General features: G+C 47.4%; 15 protein-coding genes. 8 read left to right on the top strand and 7 right to left on the bottom strand.

The window, feature by feature from the left end:
* Nucleotides 1-45: 45 nt before the first annotated feature.
* Together GXP65_RS12945 and GXP65_RS12940 are read left to right on the top strand one after the other, a co-directional pair.
* Nucleotides 46-2493: an EAL domain-containing protein gene (locus GXP65_RS12945; protein ID WP_162092994.1), complete on the top strand. Its 2448-nt coding sequence runs from the start codon at nt 46-48 to the stop codon at nt 2491-2493.
* Nucleotides 2494-2633: 140 nt separating this feature from the next.
* Entirely contained in the window at nt 2634-3074 is a 441-nt protein-coding gene (locus GXP65_RS12940) for a hypothetical protein (RefSeq protein ID WP_162092993.1), read from the top strand.
* Nucleotides 3075-3125: 51 nt separating this feature from the next.
* On the opposite strand, the gene GXP65_RS12935 is transcribed toward GXP65_RS12940, so the two are convergent.
* The 3 genes from GXP65_RS12935 to ftnA all read right to left on the bottom strand — a co-directional run bounded on the left by GXP65_RS12935 (nt 3126) and on the right by ftnA (nt 5408).
* Entirely contained in the window at nt 3126-4319 is a 1194-nt protein-coding gene (locus GXP65_RS12935; protein WP_162092992.1) for an NAD(P)/FAD-dependent oxidoreductase, read from the bottom strand.
* A 147-nt stretch (nt 4320-4466) separates the two neighbouring features.
* Nucleotides 4467-4790 (bottom strand): universal stress protein UspB, encoded by a 324-nt coding sequence (gene uspB, locus GXP65_RS12930; protein ID WP_045380797.1) that lies wholly within the window; start codon nt 4788-4790, stop codon nt 4467-4469.
* Nucleotides 4791-4880: 90 nt separating this feature from the next.
* A complete protein-coding gene (gene ftnA, locus GXP65_RS12925) occupies nt 4881-5408 on the bottom strand; it encodes a non-heme ferritin (RefSeq protein WP_005429998.1) in 528 nt (175 codons plus the stop codon).
* A 421-nt stretch (nt 5409-5829) separates the two neighbouring features.
* Between ftnA and uspA the strand changes: the two genes are divergently transcribed.
* Nucleotides 5830-6255: a universal stress protein UspA gene (uspA, locus tag GXP65_RS12920; protein ID WP_005430021.1), complete on the top strand. Its 426-nt coding sequence runs from the start codon at nt 5830-5832 to the stop codon at nt 6253-6255.
* Nucleotides 6256-6325: 70 nt separating this feature from the next.
* Complete coding sequence (locus tag GXP65_RS12915) at nt 6326-7204, top strand: carboxylate/amino acid/amine transporter (protein ID WP_045402681.1); 879 nt, start codon at nt 6326-6328, stop codon at nt 7202-7204.
* Nucleotides 7205-7265: 61 nt separating this feature from the next.
* On the opposite strand, the gene GXP65_RS12910 is transcribed toward GXP65_RS12915, so the two are convergent.
* From GXP65_RS12910 to GXP65_RS12900, 3 genes are all read right to left on the bottom strand, one after another.
* The gene (locus tag GXP65_RS12910) at nt 7266-7865 is read right to left on the bottom strand and encodes a hypothetical protein (protein WP_162092991.1); all 600 of its coding nucleotides are present in this window, start codon (nt 7863-7865) and stop codon (nt 7266-7268) included.
* Nucleotides 7866-8071: 206 nt separating this feature from the next.
* Nucleotides 8072-8851, bottom strand: a complete 780-nt coding sequence (locus GXP65_RS12905) for a class I SAM-dependent methyltransferase (RefSeq protein WP_005429979.1) — start codon at nt 8849-8851, stop codon at nt 8072-8074.
* A 64-nt stretch (nt 8852-8915) separates the two neighbouring features.
* On the bottom strand, nt 8916-12080 hold the full coding sequence (locus GXP65_RS12900) for an EAL domain-containing protein (RefSeq protein ID WP_162092990.1): 3165 nt from the start codon (nt 12078-12080) through the stop codon (nt 8916-8918).
* Between the two features lie 115 nt (nt 12081-12195).
* Between GXP65_RS12900 and asnC the strand changes: the two genes are divergently transcribed.
* A complete protein-coding gene (asnC, locus tag GXP65_RS12895; protein ID WP_005430014.1) occupies nt 12196-12660 on the top strand; it encodes a transcriptional regulator AsnC in 465 nt (154 codons plus the stop codon).
* Nucleotides 12661-12745: 85 nt separating this feature from the next.
* On the opposite strand, the gene prlC is transcribed toward asnC, so the two are convergent.
* On the bottom strand, nt 12746-14788 hold the full coding sequence (prlC, locus tag GXP65_RS12890) for an oligopeptidase A (RefSeq protein ID WP_162092989.1): 2043 nt from the start codon (nt 14786-14788) through the stop codon (nt 12746-12748).
* A gap of 424 nt (nt 14789-15212) precedes the next feature.
* On the opposite strand from prlC, the gene GXP65_RS12885 reads away from it, so the two are divergent.
* From GXP65_RS12885 to gorA, 3 genes are all read left to right on the top strand, one after another.
* Nucleotides 15213-16052 carry a 23S rRNA (adenine(2030)-N(6))-methyltransferase RlmJ gene (locus GXP65_RS12885; protein ID WP_005533522.1) on the top strand — a complete coding sequence of 280 codons (840 nt, stop codon included), beginning with the start codon at nt 15213-15215 and terminating at the stop codon, nt 16050-16052.
* 153 nt (nt 16053-16205) lie between these two features.
* A complete protein-coding gene (locus GXP65_RS12880) occupies nt 16206-16904 on the top strand; it encodes a glutathione S-transferase family protein (RefSeq protein WP_162092988.1) in 699 nt (232 codons plus the stop codon).
* Nucleotides 16905-17145: 241 nt separating this feature from the next.
* The gene (gene gorA, locus GXP65_RS12875) at nt 17146-18501 is read left to right on the top strand and encodes a glutathione-disulfide reductase (RefSeq protein ID WP_005429991.1); all 1356 of its coding nucleotides are present in this window, start codon (nt 17146-17148) and stop codon (nt 18499-18501) included.
* Nucleotides 18502-18560: the final 59 nt, after the last annotated feature.

The raw sequence follows: 18560 nt of genomic DNA, 5'->3' as shown, positions 1-18560 counted from the left end.
GTTCAACATTCAAATCCAAGGGCGTTTCAGGATGCTTTATTAATTATGTTTCGCTTCGCTATCTCCCCTGCATTGATGACTGACTGGAAACAGGCTCTGCAACAATGCTGTGATGCCACACAGGCGCACGGTCAGCTTTATACGTTCAGCTACACTCGCCAATGGCGTTTGAGTGAGGTCGTCACATCGCCGCAGCATCATCGTGAAGTAGTCGCGATTCTCGATCCTGCCACTGAGTGCTTTACCTATCCTCAACTCGTTGTTGAACAAACGCCCTTTCAAAGCCAAACCTTGAGTTACTGCCCGGTATGGCTGCCGAGCGGAGAACTGTTTGCTGCGCTCGCCTTAGTTCATCCAACTGAGCAAAATACTGTTATTTCTGGGTGGTTAAGCGCATTAGCGGGACGCGTCGGCTTTGATGTTGCTCAGACTTATCATAAAGAGCAGAAGCGCCACGATGTTCAATTGCCAGAGTTACTGCCATCACTGCAAGAGTTCATCGACTGCTTAGAAGACCACACTTGGATAAAAAGTACCGATGGTCGTTATGCGATGACCAACCGCAGCGTTGAAGACTCTTGGCAAATGACGGGCAGTGACATTGTTGGCAAGAATGACTTCGAGTTGTTTAGCAGTCGTCGAGCGAAGAAGTTCATTGATACCGACCAGTTGGTGATCGCGACTGGTAGCCAAAATACCGTCGAAGAATGCACTCTCATTGATGACAACAACAACCCAACCTGGTTGGAAACCATCAAATCCCCAATCCGCAGCCAAACCGGTGAGCTCGTCGGCATTTTAGGCATGACACGTAACGTCACTCGTCGAAAGATGGTGGAAACTCAGTTGTCATTGGCATCGAAAATCTTCGATAACTCCCACGAAGGGATGGTGATCACCGACCGTAAAGCCAATATTCTCGATGTGAACAGCGCCTTCACCCATATCACTGGCTACACAGCCGAAGAAGTGATCGGTAAGAACCCCAACATCCTGCGTTCTGGGCACCATGACAGCAAGTTTTACCAACAGTTGTGGCGTCAGTTAGAAAACAAAGGTCAGTGGAAAGGCGAATTCATCAACCGTAAAAAAGATGGCAGCATTTACCCGCAGCTCGCCACCATCAGTGCGGTGATGGACGATAAAAACCATCTGATTAACTACATCTGTGTGTTCGAGGACATCTCTGTACGTAAAGCTCATGAAGAAAAACTGCAACGCATGGCCTTTTACGATCCATTGACCAACCTGCCTAACCGTACCCATTTGATCAGCTTGCTCGAACAGCACATCGAGAGTGGTCAGCAACATCAACACGCGTTTGCGACCCTGTTCCTCGATATCGACCACTTCAAGCACATCAACGACAGTATGGGGCACTTCTGTGGCGACCAGCTCCTGACTAAGCTCGCTGAACGTCTGCAAGATGTGTTGCACTTACGCGCTCATGTAGCACGTATTGGTGGCGATGAGTTTGTGATTATATTGCCGAATATCGAGTCGGATTCGCAGCTGATCGACACCATTGAGGACATACTCTGCCTGTTCAACCGTCCTTTTGAAGTCAGTAAGAACGAATCTTTACGTATCTCCACCAGCGTAGGCGTGGCACGTTATCCTCAAGACGGACAAGACAGCGAAACCTTGCTCAAGAATGCCGATACCGCCATGTACTTGGCGAAGAAAAACGGTCGTAACGGCTACGCATTCTACTCACCAGATTTGACCGATAAATCCGTATCTCATGTGCGTATGCAGTCTGCTCTGCATGAAGCGATTGAGAAAAACCAACTTCATTTAGCATACCAACCGCAATACAACTTAAGTGCCAACGAACTGGTTGGCGTAGAAGCCTTACTGCGTTGGCAGCATCCCGATCTTGGGATGATTTCTCCAGCGGACTTTATCCCGATTGCAGAGAAAACCGGCTTGATTCAAAGCATTGGTAAATGGGTCTTGGAGCAAGCTTGTTTGCAAGGTCGCACATGGCTGGATAACGGCATTGAATTTGGCAAGCTCGCGGTGAACGTATCCGCTCTTCAGCTACAACAATCAGACTTCATCAGCAAACTTGGTGTAATTCTCAAAGAGACCGAGTTCCCGGCGCACCGTCTAGAGCTGGAAATCACTGAAAGTTTCTTGCTGATTGACCCACAACAGGCCATCGCATCGCTGAATTTACTGCGCGAGATGGGCATTGAGATCTCTCTTGATGACTTTGGTACCGGTTACTCGTCATTGTCTTACCTCAAAGGTTTGCCAATCAACAAATTGAAGATCGACCGCTCTTTCGTAAGCGATGTTCCAAGCAATACCGACAGCAATGCGATCGTGAATGCCATCATCGCGATGGGACAAACCCTGTCATTGAAAGTGGTCGCCGAAGGCATCGAAACCGACGAGCAAGCTCAATACCTATTCGAGCGCGGCTGTATCTACGGACAAGGCTTCCGCTTTAGCGCCCCAGTTCGCGCCGAGAAGTTGTTTCGTTAGAGATCGCTCTCAAAAGTAATCTGCTCGGATAAAACATCAGCATGTTTTATCTGGGCTTTCTCGAAACTTCTTCTGATTAATTCGACATCCAAGCCCAAACTGCACAGGCTTGTTGAGATGCGAAGGGGAAGAAGCAAAAAATGAAGAACTCAATATTAATCGTGCTTAGTGTCATGGTCTTTACCACTGCGCACGCCCAATCACCCCCGCCCTCATTGCTCGCAACCTATGCTAACTATTTGGCAAACGCATCAGAGGAAAATATCTTAGAGACTTATTTGCAGTATTTCTCGAAGGAGGCACTCACAGGTGTCGAAGTAAGCTCTCCAACAATAAAAGAACAGTTACTTTTCAAACAGTTGATGAGGTCGACAAGTAGTGTCTATGAGGCGTATTTCAACAACTATGGCTGCCTTAGTGTAAATGGCAAAGACTCAAACGATGAGCCCATCACGTTCAATATTGAATATGAGATAGACAATAGCCAAGCGTTGATATCGCACATTGATGTGCAGCTGCATAGCTCAGAAAAAGAGTTCCCGGCCAAAGCAACATGCCCACGAGACTATATGGTGTTTTGAAGTGAAGGATAGGCTGAGCTTAGATAATGCTCAGCCTACAGAAAATTTTGTTTACACCCACTGCCCAGCGACAAAGCCGCTCGACCAACACCATTGGAAGTTATAGCCACCTAACCAGCCGGTTACGTCCATCACTTCACCGATAAAGTACAAACCTTTGATGTTCTTACATTCCATGGTTTTTGAAGACAGGTGATCGGTATCTACGCCGCCTAAGGTCACTTCTGCGGTGCGATAGCCTTCTGTGCCATTTGGTGCAACCGCCCAGTTTTCTAGACGCTCAACGATGGTTGCCATCTCTTTCTGGTTGAACTGCTTAAGAGGTTTGTCTGCCAATTCTTTACGTTCAATCAGCACTTCAACCAAACGCTTTGGTAGCACTTTTGCAAGCGTGTTCTTTAGAGATTGGTTCGGGTGCTTCTCGCGGCTGCGTTCTAGCAGTTCGGCGATGTCGTCGTTTGGTACGAGGTTAATCGTCACCTTTTGACCCGCTCGCCAGAATGAAGAGATCTGTAACACCGATGGACCAGACAAGCCGCGGTGAGTAAACAGCAGCGCTTCTCTGAACATGGTGCCGTCTTGCGCGGTGATTTCTGCCGGGATCGCAATGCCCGATAGTTCAGCGAAATCTTCTTTGTCTTCTTTATGCAGCGTAAATGGCACCAGACCTGCCGTAGTCGTAATCACCGGAAGCTCAAACTGCTCAGCAATCTTGTAGCCAAATGGCGTCGCGCCCAATTTAGGCATCGACAGACCGCCGGTAGCCACCACCAAAGATTCACATTCGATGTTTTCAGTACCCGCATGCAGACGGAAGCCCGCATCGGTTTTCTCGATCGAATGTACATCGCATTGGTAGCGTTGTTGGATATTTGGCATGTCGCATTCTGCTAGTAGCATCTTAACGATGTCTTTTGCGGTAAATGCATCAACACAGAACAGCTGTCCGTGATCGCGCTCTTCAAACTCGATGCCATGCTTGCTGACCATCGAGATAAAGTCCCAGTTGGTGTACTGAGACAATGCCGATTTCACGAAATGTGGGTTTTGGCATAAGTAGTTGCTCGCTGAGACGTCGTAGTTAGTGAAGTTACAACGACCACCACCTGAGATAAGGATTTTACGTCCTGGCTTTTTCGCATGATCCAGCACGAGCACACTGCGTCCGCGTTTGCCTGCTTCTGCTGCACACATCAAACCCGCCGCACCTGCGCCGATTACAACAACATCAAATTTCTTACTCATGGGTAACGCTCAATTACTTATTTAGATTGGTATATCCAAAAATAAAAAAGGATGTGCGTGATGCACATCCTTGCTTTCTGCGGGCGCTATTCTATCGACAAAAGTCGAGAGGGAAAAGCGCTTAAATTCCAAGCATTGCTTACTGGCCTATAAAATGAAGGCTGCCAGTAGGGTTACACCAAGTAAAGCGGTCGATAAAATGAATAACCCACGCACCCTTTCACACTTGCCAGTAAAGAGCTCATCGTGGTGATGGTGGTATTCTTTACTCTTAATGTAATGGTACAACCGCACCTGTTTGGTGACGTTACCATGGGTGGTGAAGAATCCATTGCCATCCACTTGCTGATAAAGCAAAGGATGCGCTTCACGCATGATGTGTATAAGAGAACGAAGAGCGGTGAGATAACGGACCATATTGACTCCCGTTACTACCATTAGCGCAAATAAGATTGTGTCTCCACTGATCATCTTTTCCTCCCTACATCTTCAATGATGCTCAAGAGATAAAGACGATCAATGCTTCGTCCTTAACCCGCTACTTAGCGCGTTGAGAACGCGTTATGCAGCTGGAGCATCCATAATTGAAGATGAACCTTCTTTCGCCATTTGTGCTAGATCTTTATCGATGAAGAACAATGCCTTACCATCTTCACCAACCAATTCGATCTTATCTAAAATCCCTTTAAACAACTTCTCTTCTTCGTGCTGTTCAGCCACGTACCACTGTAGGAAGTTAAACGTAGAGTAGTCTTGGCTTGTAAATGCACCATGTGCCAATTTATTGATTTTTTCCGTGATCATTTGCTCATGTTCGTAGGTTTCACGGAAAACATCGCCTAGGCTAGCAAAGTCATGCTTTGGTGCTTCAATTGCACCTAGGATTGGCATTGAGCCAGTTTCGCTCACGTAAGTGAAAAGACGTTGCATGTGCTCCATTTCTTCTACGGCGTGAGCGCGTAAAAATTCAGCCGCACCTTCAAAACCTTTGTCTTCACACCAAGCACTCATTTGTAAGTATAGATTGGATGAGAAAAATTCTAGGTTAATTTGCTCATTCAATTGTTCAACCATAGTTTGAGACAGCATGTTAACTCCTATTTATGTGCATGCAATATACCCAAGTAACCTCAAGATGGGTGGGTTCAGCGAGAATAGCTTGGTTTGCAGACGAGGCGACGGTTTGAAGATCTAGTGGTTCTAAATCAATAATCGTCAACAATGTTTGCAAGCCAAGATAACTCGCCCTTTGGGAGCTTGTCACTGAACCGATCTCTTCGTCAAACATTTTGGTAAGAGCGAACTATTACGCTGCAATGTTTTCCTTGCGCTCGAATCAGTGACAAAGCTCTGAATCCCACGTCTTGAAGTCACTTGGGTATAACGCCACTATAACATGATTACTGAGGCAAGACTTTGTACCTACGATATTGATATGAGATCACTTCAGCAAAATTTTCTGACACTTAGTGCTAATCTGACACTATGACCTTATCAAGGAGATAGCAATATGAGTTACAAACACATACTTGTGGCAGTCGACCTCTCAGACGACAGTAAAGTGTTGATTAAGAAAGCCGTATCGCTGGCTAAACCTCTGGATGCGAAAGTCTCTTTCATTCATATCGATGTGAATTACGCCGAGCTTTACACCGGGCTTATCGACATCAACATGGCGGAGGCGCAGCACCAAGCGATGGAAGCGTCTCGTACACAATTAGCGAATTTTGAAGAATACGCAGAGTACCCAATCACGCATACGTTAGTCGGTAGCGGTGATTTGAGTAACGAGCTTTGCGATACCATTCAGGACTACAACATTGATTTGGTGGTTTGTGGTCATCACCAAGATTTCTGGAGCAAGATTCTTTCTTCGACGCGTCAGCTTATTAACTGCTCACCTGTCGACATGCTGGTCGTACCGCTAAAAGACTGATTTGCGTTGGCTCGACCTTAAAACTTGGTTAGACTGCGGGCACATTTGTTGTTGATAAAGATTCTCATCCATGGCTTATCTATCCGCAGTTACCCTACTTTGGGCATTCTCATTTAGCCTGATCGGCGTTTATCTTGCCGGTCAGGTAGATTCTTGGTTTTCCGTTTTCATGCGCGTTGCGCTGGCAAGCTTGGTCTTCATTCCTTTCTTAAAATTCCGTGGCGTAAGCAAATCGCTGATCGCGAAATTGATGATCGTGGGTGGCTTCCAACTCGGCTTAATGTATTGCTTCTACTACCAGTCTTTCCTACTCCTTTCTGTACCAGAAGTACTGCTGTTCACCGTATTTACCCCTATTTACGTCACCTTGATTTATGACTTCTTGAAAGGTCGATTTTCGCCTTGGTATTTGGTTACAGCGGCAATTGCGGTGCTGGGCGCGGCGTGGATTAAGTTTGCGGGCATCAATGAAAACTTCTTGATGGGCTTTTTGGTCGTACAAGGGGCGAACCTGTGTTTTGCCATCGGTCAGGTCGGCTACAAGTACATTATGGAAACCGAATCGGTTGAGCTGCCACAGCACACCGTATTTGGTTACTTCTACTTAGGTGCACTGTGTGTGGCGACCGTTGCTTTTGCTCTGATGGGGAACCTAGACAAGATGCCAACCACAGCAACGCAATGGGGCATTCTGACTTACCTTGGTTTGATCGCATCGGGTTTTGGTTATTTCGCGTGGAACAAGGGCGCAACCATGGTGAATGCTGGAGCACTTGCGGTAATGAACAACGCACTCGTCCCTGCTGGTTTGATTGTGAATATCTTAATTTGGAACCGCGATGTTGATGTGATGCGACTTGCTATTGGCGGTGCAATCATCATGCTGTCGCTGTGGATTAACGAGACTTGGGTGAAAAAACGCGTAGAGATGAGTTACGCCAACAAGTAGCCAAACTCAGCCCCTAAAAACAAAAACGCTCTCCAACTGGAGAGCGTTTTTGTTGATTTGATTAATGCACTTTGGCTTGCGAGCTTGTGTTCATCAACGCATTAGGTGGCGTTGGTAGCTGCACCTCTAGCTTGGCATTACGAGCTTCAAGCTTGCGTTGGCGTTTGAGTAATTTTTGCTGCTTTTTGGCTAATTTAAGCAACTTTTTCTGCTGTTTGTAGTGTTTCTTAACCGCTTTTTTCGCCTTCTTCAGCGCTTTCTTATCTGATAAATCAAACATTGCTGGCGCCTCTAGCTTAGTGGTTGAAGTGACGGCTGCGACTTTCGCTGCTAGTTTTTTCTCTTTCACCCGTTCCACTACACGCTTCACGATCGCGGCTTTCTCTGCGCTTTGTTCTGGCGCCATGATAATTGGCGAATCTTGAGTCAAGGACGAGGTTGGCAGTGCTTCCGCCAGCAAACCACAAGCCTGTTGCTCGGACAGCGGCTTGTCTTGGCATTTTTGAGGAGGAATCGCAGCAGGCTTACACAAGGTATCTTTCGAGGCAGAAGAACGGGCACAAGAACGACAGACAAACTTAGGCGCCACCACTAGACGGTGAATATCACCCAGACTTTCAGCAATCTGTTTGCGGCTCATCTTACATAATCGTTTCGCCATGCTACTACTCCAGCTTCCCAATTCTCGACGGTCTTACTCTACGACATCACACAAGTGTAATAATAATAATTCTTAGTTAGATATACAGTCAGTATGCCGAATTAGCAAGAGAAAAGTATCAATAAGCGGAGTAAACGCTAGATACAAACACAGCGCCAAATCAGGCGCTGTGAGGAGAAGCTTTTGTCGTCAGGCGTTTAGGTGAGTTACGCCATTGATGCCTTCACATACACATCGAAACGGTTCTTTTTGGTTTCGATTGCCATGCTTGGCTTTTGCTCATCAAGCCAGTCTGCGTAATCTGGGCGCTTGACCACTACACGCTTACTCGCCAATGCCATTGCTGGAGCCAGCAAACCATCTGCATCAAGATCTGCACCAACCAAAGATTGGAAGACACGCATCTCTTTCTTCACTAATGCCGATTTCTTTTTGTTTTCAGGGTGCGGGTACATTGGATCGAGGTAAACCACATCGGGCTGGATAAAGTCTTTATCTTGCGCCAATTGCTCCAGTGCATCATGGCTAGAAGCGTGAATCAAAGACATGCGCTCTGATACCCAAGTCCCGATTTCTGGATCGTGTTTCGCACGTGCCAAGCCGTCATCCAACAATGCAGCGACCACCGGATGACGCTCTACCATTTGCACTTTACAGCCTAGCGACGCCAATACGAACGCATCCCGCCCTAAACCCGCGGTGCCATCCAGTACGGTTGGGGTTGCGCCTTTGTTCAAACCCGCGGCTTTCGCAATCGCCTGACCTTTACCGCCACCGAACTTGCGACGATGCCCGACTGCGCCACCAATCAAATCAACAAAGATCGCACCCAGTTTTGGCTCGTCCACTTTACGTAGCTCTAAGCGCTCAGTCGTAAGGACTAGGGCAAAGTCACTGTCGTCAGTGTGAGAAAGCTGCCAACGCGCAGCGAGTTCATCAAGGTGAGACTGTTGAGATGGGTCTTCACAAATCAATTGCAGTTGCAAAAGGAGGCTCCAGTAAAAATCGGTTTAACTGGCGCTGAGTGTATACCCAACCCACCTCTAATTGCTAGGCTGGGGATAAGTTAGATGACTTTCTACTCTTGGGATCAAGTTGTTGGAGTTCGTTAACTAGCTCAGCCAGAGGCTTAGGATGACCGATGCCATAACCTTGGCCATAGTCGACGCCAAGATCGACCAAACACGCTCTAACTTGGTCATTCTCAACAAACTCTGCCACCGTGACTTTACCCATTTGCTTGGCTAAATCGTTAATTGACCGCACCATCACACGGTCCATCTCGTTTACGTTGATATCTCGCACGAAAAGACCGTCAATTTTCACGATATCGACAGGAAGTTTCTTTAAGTAGCCAAAAGACGACAAACCAGAGCCAAAATCGTCCAATGCAATCAAACATCCCAGCGCTTTAACACGAGTGAAGAAGTCGAGCGCTTGATCGATGTTGCTCATCGCTGCCGTTTCAGTGATTTCTAAACAGATTTTTTCACAAGGAATCGAAGACGACTGCAAACGTGCTAGAAGGAAGTCGATAAACTCTTGGTTACCCATTGATTGACCAGACAAGTTAATCGCACAGCGACCGAGCTGCTCCACGACTTCTGGACGCGCTTCAAACCACTCTAAAGTTTGGCTAATCACTTGTTTATCAATCCAATGAGCAATGTTGTAACGCTCAGCGGCAGGGACAAAGACGCCGGGGGATAAGTAATTGCCTTGAGCATCGCGAATACGCACTAAAATCTCAAAGCACAACGGTGAACCTTCCCCACTCAAATTCAAAATACGCTGAGCAAACAGTTCAAGACGCTTACTCGATAGCGCCTCATGCACCAGATTAACGCTTTGCATCTCCAACTGGCGGTGTCGCAACTCTTCGTTGTCCAAGCTGAACAAGTTATAGCGGTTACGCCCCTGCTCTTTCGCCGCATGGCAAGCCGAGTCCGCCTGAGCATGGACCATTTGTGGCGTTTCTGCCGTATGGTCGATGATGCGAACGCCCACCGAGCAGCTCATAAACAGTTGCGTGTCTTCCCAACGGAAAATCTGCTCACCCAACGTAGAGATGATCTGCTTAGCAATATTAATCGCGCCGTGCTCATCGCAGTCTTTCAATAACACCGCAAATTCATCACCGCCCATGCGCGCCAATACCGCATTGTACGGCAAGACTTCCTCTAACATGCTGGCACAGAACTGGATCGCGGCATCACCCGCATCGTGGCCCACGGTGTCGTTGAGTACTTTGAGTTGATCAAGATCGAGGTACAACATCGCATGCACTCGACGGTGGCTTTCTACTTCTCTCAGCGCCGTTTGCAGCTCTAGCTCGAAGTAGTTGCGATTGTAGGTATCGGTCAGTAAGTCGTAGCGCGCTTGATATTCGAGCTGCTTGGCGAGCTTCTTTGTCTCAGTGATGTCTTCCCCAACGATCAACAATTGGTCGGAATCTCGTAATGGGCGAATGTTTTCACGTACCCATACGCTATGACCATCGGCGTGACGATATTCGATTTCTCGACGCCAAACCCCGTTCATCACCTGCTGTGGCTGCAACAAAACTTGGCGCGGATAGAGTGCTTTTTCATCGCAGTAGAATGAACATAAGTAATGCCCCAGCATATCCAACGGTTGATAGCCTAAAAGCTGCTGTGCAAAGCGATTCACCTCTTGCACGCGGTTATTGCTGTCGAGCGTCACCATCATCACAGGCTGCTGCTCATAGTAATTACGTAGACTTGATTCGCGATGATAGAGCTTGTCTTCAATCGCTTTACGGCTGGTGATATCGCGAGCTTCAAATAGATATTGCTCTTGGTTTGCCACTTGTTGCGAAAACGGTTTGAGAGACACTTCCAGCACCATGGCACCGTGTTCCTTGCTCCAGATTTCAGCCTCAAAAGTGGCCACTTGGCGATGACTAGAGTGAAAATAGCTGGCGAGTAATTGGCGCGCTTCCTCACTCCAGTTTTTGTGATGCCAAAGTGGACGATCGACACGCATTTCCTGACGATTAAATAAAGATTGCAGACGATCGTTACCTGATTTGAGCAAGCCGTGTTGGTCGAGAATGCCCATGTACTGCATACTCTGATCAAAAACCGACTCTAAAATCGCTTGGCTTTCACGGGCGATGCTCTCGCTGCGACGAATTCGCTGTAAATAATAGCTGAGCAGCAAAATAATGATGGTCATCGCCACCAAAACACTGCCAAACAGTTTGATTTCTCGTGCGTACCGCTCGGTAAACTCTGCCGGCTTATTGAAGAATACCGATGAGGCTTCTTGCTCTGCTCCTAAGCCCCAACGCACCACCGATTGATAATCGAGTTTGATATCCGATTCTGCACTCACCACCGCAGGCAAAGGCTGTGCTGGGTTATCGAGGACTTGCGTCAGCAACTTCCCCGCCTCAAAACCTTGGCGGTAACCGCTTTGAATAACGCCACCAACCGCGCCATGACCGAGTCCAACATCATGCACCATAAATACAGGAGCATTGGAGGCTTGGTTGATATCACGCCAATCCTTATCGGTCGCGATATTGCCATGGATATCTCGATAGTAAGTCCAAAACAACACCACGTTATCGATGTTCATTTTCGACACTTTTTGCTTTAACGTTTCAACACTGTCAGGAATGAAGTGGCGAACTTTATCGCGATATATAGGGTTATTATCGAGAAAATTCTCGATCTGAGCCCGAAGTGCCGCACCAGTAACAGAATGGTCACTGACGACAAGAACCTGCTTGTGCTTGGGATGCAATCGCTCGATAAGTGCAAGGTTTGCAAGCAAGTCCACATCTTCAATCACGCCTGTGGCTTTCAATCCCCGATGCAAAGAGGGATCGTAATTGTTGATACCACTGAAAATGACAGGAGTATTTTCTAGCACGTCCGACAGACGTTGCATTAAAGCGAGTGCGTTGTTATCACTGACGACGATCGCGTCGAAATGCTCTTCACTCAGTTTGGTGCGATAAAGGGACTCCAGCTGATTGAAGAATTGCTGGCTCTGACTGCGCTTAGAATCAAGATACAGAATACGGATATCAAGCGGGTGCCCCTCAAGTTGCTGGGCGAAACCACGCTGAATAGAGTCGGTCCAAAAAAAACCTTGGTGGTATGAGTGAACAACGAGGACTTTTTGTTCTTGCGCCGTAGCGACAGCACTGAAAATAAGCGCTATGAGAAACAGAAAAAGTGGCACATCAACTCCATGACTTCAGAGCTACCTCGCGGTTATCCCTGCGTAAACCTTGTGAATCCTGTCCGCTGTGAGTATAAAATGAACTCCAAACCTCATACCCAACGGAAATAATTGTATGAATGCGAGCCTGCCTAAACTCGACGACCTCGATCGCGCTATTCTCAAAACTCTGATGGCGGATGCGCGTAAGCCTTACGCGGAAATGGCAAAACAATTTAATGTCAGCCCAGCGACCATCCACGTTCGTATAGAGAAAATGAAAGCGGCAGACATCATCGAAGGTACTGAGGTAATCGTCAATACTAAAAAGCTAGGATACGACGTATGTTGCTTTATTGGCATCAACTTGAATGCCGCGCGTGACTATCATTCAGCGCTAGAAAAGCTCAATGCCCTCGATGAAGTGGTAGAAGCTTACTACACCACAGGCGCGTATAACATATTCGTCAAATTGATGTGCAAATCGATTGAAGAGCTGCAATTTGTCTTGATTGATAAGCTTCAAGCGATCGACGAAGTGCAATCCACTGAAACGCTGATTTCACTGCAAAACCCGATCAATCGCAGCGTCAATCCATAACGCCCTGAATCAGATACTAAAAGTTGAATCTAAGAACACAAAAATGGGCAGCCACTTGGCTGCCCATTTTCATTCTCAATCGAGATTACGCTGCGATACCAGAATGGCGCAGTAGCGCATCGATTTCTGGCTCACGACCACGGAAGCGCTTAAATAGCTCCATTGGTTCTTCACTGCCACCCATTTCTAGGATGTTGTTCAAGAAACTCAGACCGGTTTCTTTGTTGAAGATGCCTTCTTCTTCAAAGCGAGAGAACGCATCTGAAGACAGCACTTCTGCCCATAGGTAGCTGTAGTAACCCGCGCTGTAACCACCAGCAAAGATATGGCCAAAGCTGTGTGAGAAACGCGCCCACTCAACCGCTGGTACAACTGCCACTTTCTCTTTCACTTCTGCCAAGGTTTCCAGCACACGAGCACCCACTTCTGGGTCGTATTCTGTGTGCAGAGTGAAGTCGAACAAACCAAACTCTAGCTGACGTAGGATGCCCATCGCTGACTGGAAGTTCTTCGCTGCTAGCATTTTGTCTAGCATCGCTTTTGGTAGCGGCTCACCAGTCTCGTAGTGACCCGAAATAAACGCCAGCGCGTCTTCTTCCCAACACCAGTTTTCTAGGAACTGACTTGGTAGCTCAACCGCATCCCAAGGTACACCGTTGATGCCCGATACCGCGCCTGTTTCTACTTGCGTCAGCATGTGGTGGATACCATGACCAAACTCGTGGAATAGTGTCACCACTTCATCGTGCGTAAACAGTGCAGGCTTGTCGCCAACAGGACGGTTGAAGTTACACGTTAGGTAAGCAACCGGTGTTTGTAGCTCGCCTGATAGCGTTACGCGACGACCACGGCAATCATCCATCCACGCACCGCCACGCTTGTGTTCGCGTGCGTATAGATCTAGGTAGAAGCTGCCACGTAGCGCGCCTTCGCCATCGAAGATATCGAAGAAACGCACGGATTCGTGCCAAGTGTCCACGCCTTCACGCTCTGTCACTGTCATACCAAACACGCGGTTTAGCACTTCAAACAGACCACTTACTGCTTTTGATTCAGGGAAGTAAGGACGCAGTTCTTCATCCGAAATTTGGAACAAGTGCTGCTTTTGCTTCTCGCTGTAGTACGCGATGTCCCATACGTTTAGCTCGCTGACACCAAATTCCGCATTCGCAAACTGGCGTAGCTCTTCGATTTCGCGCTCACCTTGTGGTTTCGCTTTGGTTGCCAAATCGTTCAAGAAGCCAAGAACTTGCGCTGGGTTCTCTGCCATTTTGGTTGCCAGAGATTTCTCGCTGTAAGTGTTGAAACCCAACATACGAGAGATTTCATGGCGCAGTTTTAGCTGCTCAGTGATGATTTCTGTGTTGTCCCATTTGCCTGCATTTGGACCACGGTCAGAAGCGCGCGTTACGTACGCTTCGTACACTTCTTTACGTAGGTCTTGGTTATCACAGTACGTCATCACCGGTAGGTAAGATGGGATATCTAGCGTGATTAGGTAGCCATCCAACTCTTTTGCTTCTGCTGCCGCTTTTGCCGCTGCAAGTGCAGATTCTGGCATACCCGCTAGGTCTTTTTCGTCGGCAACGTGCTTCGTCCAACCCATGGTTGCATCCAGCACATTGTTAGAGAATTTTGAGCTCAGCTCAGACATGCGCTTGCTGATTTCGCCGTAGCGATGTTGCTCATCTGATGGTAGACCGATGCCCGAAAGCTCGAAGTCGCGTAGTGAATCCGAAATGGTCTTTTGCTGTGCACGCGTCAGCGTCGCGTACTCTTCGCTTGCTTTGATCGCTTTGTACGCTTCGTAAAGACCTTTGTGCTGACCAACCCAAGTACCGTACTCAGACAGGATTGGTAGGCAGCTTTCGTAAGCTTCGCGAAGTTCTTCGCTGTTCACTACTGAGTTCATGTGACCCACTGGTGACCAAATGCGGCTCAAGCGGTCATCCGCTTCTTCAATTGGCGCGATCACACTGGTCCAGCTTGGGTTTGCGTTGTCTTTTAGTACCTCGTCAATTTTGGCACGACAATCCGCAATCGCCTGCTCCACTGCAGGTTTAATGTGTTCTGGTTTGATTTGCGAAAACGGAGGAAGATCCGTAAACGTAAGAAGTGGATTAGACATGAATAATTCCTTTTGTGTTTTGGCTCTGTATTTGCCTATTCGCATTTGCAAAGACCCTATTGGTATTTGCAAAACAGTAGGCGAACTCAATGCACAGGCAAGCCGACAACATGGATGGGGGGATTTCCGTTCCCTTTCTCGATGCAGCAATGACCGAATGGGTCAAAGAGCGCTTACTCTGTCCTTGAGTCTTGTTATGCCTAAGTTCGGTTTGGCACTCTATTGGAGCGGCGCAATCCCACTTAGGTTCAATTTGTTTACTCATACTAAGTATGGGTGACTTAAAGAAATTTCAATAGCGAATCCCTATCAGTGATACTGATTTGAATCGAAGTTCTACTTCTTTAAGTTACTTGAGTATAATACCGCCATATCGCGAAAATCACAGACCACACTCAGTCAAAGAGTGTTTCGAGAGTTTAATTTGTTAAGTTACCGCCACAGCTTCCACGCTGGCAACCATGCTGACGTGGTAAAACACATCGTTCAAAGCCTCATTCTTGATGCACTAAAGCAGAAAGATAAGCCGTTTGTTTATCACGATACCCACTCGGGTGTGGGACGCTACGATCTGACTCACGAATGGTCTGAGAAAACGGGCGAATACAAACAAGGCATCGCTCGCATTTGGGACAACCCAAACATTCCTGAAGACATCGCAAGCTACATCGATTCAATCAAAACGTTGAACAACGGTGAGAAGCTGCGTTACTACCCAGGCTCACCGCGTGTTGCTCGTGCGCAAATCCGCCCACAAGACCGTATGGTTCTAACTGAGCTGCACCCAGCCGATCACCCGCTACTAGAGCAAGAGTTCCACCGCGATCGTCAAGTGAGCATCTACAAAGAAGATGGCTTTAAGCGTCTGAAAGGCAGCCTACCACCGCAAGAACGTCGTGGTTTGGTGCTGATTGACCCACCATACGAACTAGCAAAAGAATACCGCGACGTCGTGCAAGCGATTTTCCAAAGCCACAAGCGTTGGGCAACTGGCATCTACGCGATTTGGTACCCAGTGGTAAACCGCTGTGATATCGAAGATATGATTGAAGGCTTGGAAGGACTGGGCATTCGCAAAATCCTGCAAATCGAATTGGGCGTCTCTCCAGACACCAACGAGCGTGGCATGACGGCATCAGGCATGATCGTGATTAACCCACCGTGGAAACTGGAAAGCCAGATGAAAGAAATTCTGCCATTCCTGCAAGAAGCGATCGCGCCAGCAACAGGTCACTGGAAAGTCGACTGGATCGTTCCAGAATAAAAAACACCGAATTTCAGAATCTTAAAGCGCAACGATGACCTCGTTGCGCTTTTTTTTATTTATTTTCTAAAAAATTTTCGCCTTCGCCTCGTCTTTTCTTTTTTGCCTGCGTCTTAGGGATGTAAACAAGCTAAACCATAGAGAGAAATGACCATGCTTAAAGTTATCAGTTTTAAAATTTGCCCATTTGTTCAACGCGTAACCGCGGCACTAGAAGCAAAGCAGATCCCTTACGAGATTGAATACATCAGTTTAAAAGACAAACCACAATGGTTCCTAGACATCTCACCAAACGGCCAAGTACCAGTGATGGTGACAGAATCTGGCACGGCGCTGTTTGAATCGGATGCGATCATCGAATACATCGAAGACGAATACGGTCCATTAGAGCAAGGCGTGACAAATGAACAACGCGCACTGGATCGCGCATGGAGCTACCTAGGTTCAAAACACTACTTGCCTCAGTGCGGCACCATGGGTAGCAAAGACCAAGCAACCTTTGAAGAGCGAACAGAGAAACTGATCAAAGCGTTCCAAAAAGCAGAAAACCAACTGTCTGGTGAAACCAAGTTCTTCAAATCCGATGAACTAAGCAATGTAGACATGGCGTGGTTGCCACTTCTGCATCGTGCTGCCATCGTCAAAGCGCACTCTGGTTACGACTTCTTCTGTGGTCTGCCAAAAATGCAGGCATGGCAAAAACACATCCTAGAATCAGGATTAGCAGAGAAGACGGTATCGGAAGACTTCGTGCAGCTGTTTAGCGATTTCTACCTAACCAACACTTATCTTGCGGATGGTAAAGATGCGCAAGCCCAGTCAGACTGTGGCACATCAAGCTGCTGCGGTTAATGGTTTTCCCCTCCCCTGAGCATGAAAAACACCAAGCGGAATAGCGCCTTATTCCGCTTTGCTATCCTTTCATCGCTATTTGTCATAAGCAATGTCACTTTTTCCCATTTAGGAAATTGCTAGACTCGATTTATGATAGGGACATGGAATTAACAACAATTCCGTTGGACTGTTGAGTTCATCACCCACCACCCCAATGTAGTTGTTGTCAGACAAAATTAATAAGCTCTTGGAGAAAGTAATGGCGACTCATTTTGATTATATCTGTATCGGCGGCGGCAGCGGCGGTATCGCATCAGCAAACCGTGCGGCAATGTACGGTGCTAAAGTAGCGCTTATCGAAGCTCAAGACCTTGGCGGTACCTGTGTAAACGTTGGTTGTGTGCCTAAAAAAGTAATGTGGCACGGCGCACAAGTTGCGGAAGCAATGAACCTGTACGCAGAAGACTACGGCTTCGATGTAGATGTAAAAGGTTTCGACTGGAGCAAACTGGTTGAGAGTCGTCAGGCTTACATTGGTCGTATCCACCAATCTTACGACCGCGTTCTTGGCAACAACAAAGTAAACGTTATCAAAGGCTTTGCTAAGTTTGTTGACGAGAAAACGGTTGAAGTAAACGGTGAACACTACACAGCAGATCACATCCTGATCGCAGTAGGTGGTCGTCCAACGATTCCAAACATCCCAGGCGCAGAATACGGCATCGATTCAAACGGCTTCTTCGAGCTTGCTGAGCAACCAAAACGCGTTGCAGTGATTGGTGCAGGTTACATCGCGGTAGAAATCGCTGGCGTACTGCATGCACTTGGCACAGAAACACACCTATTCGTTCGTAAAGAATCACCACTACGTAGCTTCGATCCAATGATCATCGAAACGCTAGTAGAAGTGATGGACGCAGAAGGTCCAACTCTGCACACCCACTCTGTTCCAAAAGAAGTGGTAAAAGAAGCAGACGGAAGCCTAACTCTGCACCTAGAAAACGGTGAGAGCCAAAACGTTGATACCCTAATCTGGGCAATCGGTCGTCACCCAGCAACTGACGCTATCAACCTAGCATCAACTGGCGTTGCAACGAACGATCGTGGCTACATCAAGGTAGACGAATACCAAGAAACTAACGTGAAAGGCATCTACTGTGTAGGTGACATCATGGAAGGCGGTATCGAGCTAACACCAGTGGCGGTGAAAGCGGGTCGTCAACTTTCTGAGCGTCTGTTCAACAACAAACCAAACGCGAAGATGGACTACGATTTGGTACCAACTGTGGTATTCAGCCACCCGCCAATCGGCACTATCGGTCTAACGACTCAAGAAGCAGAAGAGAAGTACGGCAAAGACAACATCAAAGTCTACACGTCTGGCTTTACTGCGATGTACACCGCGGTTACTAAGCACCGTCAACCATGTAAGATGAAGCTAGTATGTGCTGGCGAAGAAGAAACCGTTGTTGGTCTACACGGCATCGGCTTTACGGTTGATGAAATGATTCAAGGCTTCGGCGTAGCAATGAAGATGGGCGCAACCAAAGCAGACTTCGACTCTGTTGTGGCTATCCACCCAACAGGTTCTGAAGAGTTCGTGACGATGCGTTAATCACTTTGCTGATTTAAGCAGATAAACAAAAAGGGTCATCAATTACTTGATGACCCTTT

The organism is Vibrio sp. LB10LO1, assembly GCF_010092875.1.
Lineage (GTDB): Bacteria > Pseudomonadota > Gammaproteobacteria > Enterobacterales > Vibrionaceae > Vibrio > Vibrio campbellii.
This window is presented reverse-complemented; position numbering and strand designations above follow the sequence as displayed.

What these genes read in the sequence shown, in the direction of transcription:
- GXP65_RS12940 (WP_162092993.1), top strand. Translation starts at nt 2,634, where the DNA reads ATGAAGAACTCAATATTAATCGTGCTTAGTGTCATGGTCTTTACCACT.
- GXP65_RS12910 (WP_162092991.1), bottom strand. Translation starts at nt 7,865, where the DNA reads ATGGCGAAACGATTATGTAAGATGAGCCGCAAACAGATTGCTGAAAGT.
- ftnA (WP_005429998.1), bottom strand. Translation starts at nt 5,408, where the DNA reads ATGCTGTCTCAAACTATGGTTGAACAATTGAATGAGCAAATTAACCTA.
- GXP65_RS12915 (WP_045402681.1), top strand. Translation starts at nt 6,326, where the DNA reads ATGGCTTATCTATCCGCAGTTACCCTACTTTGGGCATTCTCATTTAGC.
- prlC (WP_162092989.1), bottom strand. Translation starts at nt 14,788, where the DNA reads ATGTCTAATCCACTTCTTACGTTTACGGATCTTCCTCCGTTTTCGCAA.
- uspA (WP_005430021.1), top strand. Translation starts at nt 5,830, where the DNA reads ATGAGTTACAAACACATACTTGTGGCAGTCGACCTCTCAGACGACAGT.
- asnC (WP_005430014.1), top strand. Translation starts at nt 12,196, where the DNA reads ATGAATGCGAGCCTGCCTAAACTCGACGACCTCGATCGCGCTATTCTC.
- GXP65_RS12880 (WP_162092988.1), top strand. Translation starts at nt 16,206, where the DNA reads ATGCTTAAAGTTATCAGTTTTAAAATTTGCCCATTTGTTCAACGCGTA.
- GXP65_RS12935 (WP_162092992.1), bottom strand. Translation starts at nt 4,319, where the DNA reads ATGAGTAAGAAATTTGATGTTGTTGTAATCGGCGCAGGTGCGGCGGGT.
- GXP65_RS12945 (WP_162092994.1), top strand. Translation starts at nt 46, where the DNA reads ATGTTTCGCTTCGCTATCTCCCCTGCATTGATGACTGACTGGAAACAG.
- gorA (WP_005429991.1), top strand. Translation starts at nt 17,146, where the DNA reads ATGGCGACTCATTTTGATTATATCTGTATCGGCGGCGGCAGCGGCGGT.
- uspB (WP_045380797.1), bottom strand. Translation starts at nt 4,790, where the DNA reads ATGATCAGTGGAGACACAATCTTATTTGCGCTAATGGTAGTAACGGGA.